Raw genomic sequence first — 1848 nt, 5'->3', positions numbered from 1 at the left:
GTGTTCGGTGATGCCGTGGAAGCGCACGTCGGGAACCCGGTCGGCGTTGCCGGTCGGGTGGGTGCTGCCCGCGGCGGTGGGTCAGTCCGCGGGTCTGGTGTGTGCGTGCTGACCGGGTGGGTCGGTGCTGTCAGGGCCGGGTAGCCAGGAAAAGAATCGTTTGGCTTGCCTCCGGCTGCGGCGCAGGCGTGAACCGGCCCTTACCGACCGGTTTCGCCGGCACCGGCGCCACGACCGTGCGCGGACCCGGGCAGGCGCATCGGCGCCGGTACCGTCGCCGCCGATGCACGATCCGGGTGATCGTCGCCTGCCAGTCGATAGCCCACGCCGACCCAGGGGTCGTCAGCTGACGACCGGTGACCCGTCAAGTGCCACCCCACAGGGTGCGATGCCGGACCTCGGACCTCGGCTGCGGTGTCGGCACCGGCTGTCTGGAATCCCCACTGGTGGCCAGGTGAAAGTCCCCGCATGAGCCGCGGTGACTGTTTTTGGAATGACTGCTTTCAGAACGGTGGTGGGTCCAGCTCCGGCTCCGGGTTCGGAATGCAGTCGATGTAGGGTTCCGGGCCGGTGTGGTGGACACGTTTCTCCGGGCTGGTCCAGGTGACCGAGCCTCTGGAGCCAGCCAGGTCGACCAACCAGTTCCCCTTGTGTTTCATGCGGTGGTGGCGGCGACACAGAGTGAGCAGGTTGGCCGGGTCGGTGGTCCCGCCGTCAGCATGGGGCTGGACGTGGTCGAGGTCGCAGGCCGCGGCGGGTTTACGGCAGCTTGGGAACCGACAGGTGCGGTCCCGGGTCTGCACGTGACGGGCAAGCGCGGCTGAGGGGAACCGTCGCCGGCTCACATCCAGGAGACTGCCGTCGACGGGGTCGGTGAGGATCCGCCGCCAGGTGGCGTTGGCCGCGCAGGCCAGGTCGCGGGCGAGCCCGGCGGGGATCGGCCCGTGACCGGCCAGCTCGCCGGGGGCGTCGGTCAGCCCCAGCAGGGTGTCAGCAGGCACGATCACCCCGATCTCGATGTGGACGGGTTCGTAATCATGATGGCGGCCCAGCAGAAGGTCGGTGAGGACGTCCGCGCGGCGTTCATCCATGCTCCGGGGATCGTCCGGAGCGCCGGCACAGCGGGCGAGGGCGTCGATGTGCTGGTAGGCGGCCTGGGCGTCGGCGGCCGGCAGGAACGCCCACAGTTCGGCCATGCCGTCATCGAGGGGCCCGATGCGAACCTGCCGCTCCCGGCGCTGCTTCTCGTGGCGCCGCTGGGCGCCATCGGGGTCGACGGCGAGCACGGCCCGGCGCAGTGCCTGGCGGAACAGTGTGTGGCTGGCTCGACCGCCGCGGGCCAGCACCTTCTCCTCGACAGCGGCCGCGTGGACCTGCGACAGCGAGTCGGTGGCGTCGACGACCGCGCGCGCTCGGCCCAGGTCGATCGCACCGGCTGCCAGAGCGGCCAGGGTGGCCGGTAGTCGGCAGGTCACCGTGTGCGCCAGCTTCAGCTGGGCCGCTGCGGCGCCGCACGACAGGTCCAGCTCGATGGCGATCTCACTGGCGGCGAACTCGCTGACCACCGGGTCCGGCCCGGCCGCGGATCGCAACTCGACGAACCGGGCCTGCGTGCGGATCAGCGCCGCGTCCAACCTGGCCTTCTCCTGCACGATGGTCGTCATGAGGGTCAGGCAGGCATCCGCATCCAACCCGGCGATGGGCTCGGGGCCCGCGCACGCATCACATGGTGGACACACATCAGATCGTGCGCATCCATCGGATGTATCGAACATATGTTCAGTTTAGCTTGCCATCCCGACATTTCCACCCCGTTCGGCGACCTGGAGCCGTCTGGCGGGCCACCGC

General features: G+C 69.9%; 1 protein-coding gene. It reads right to left on the bottom strand.

Translation table 11 applies throughout. The features are described from left to right. Nucleotides 1-503: 503 nt before the first annotated feature. Nucleotides 504-1664, bottom strand: coding sequence for an HNH endonuclease signature motif containing protein (locus tag MJ783_RS12960; protein ID WP_239310679.1), 1161 nt, complete (start codon nucleotides 1662-1664; stop codon nucleotides 504-506). Between the last annotated feature and the right edge of the window lie 184 nt (nucleotides 1665-1848).

The organism is Protofrankia sp. Cj3 (genome assembly GCF_917627355.1).
Lineage (GTDB): Bacteria > Actinomycetota > Actinomycetes > Frankiales > Frankiaceae > Protofrankia.
Note: the sequence above shows the minus strand (reverse complement) of the source record. Positions and strands in the feature narration are given on the sequence as shown.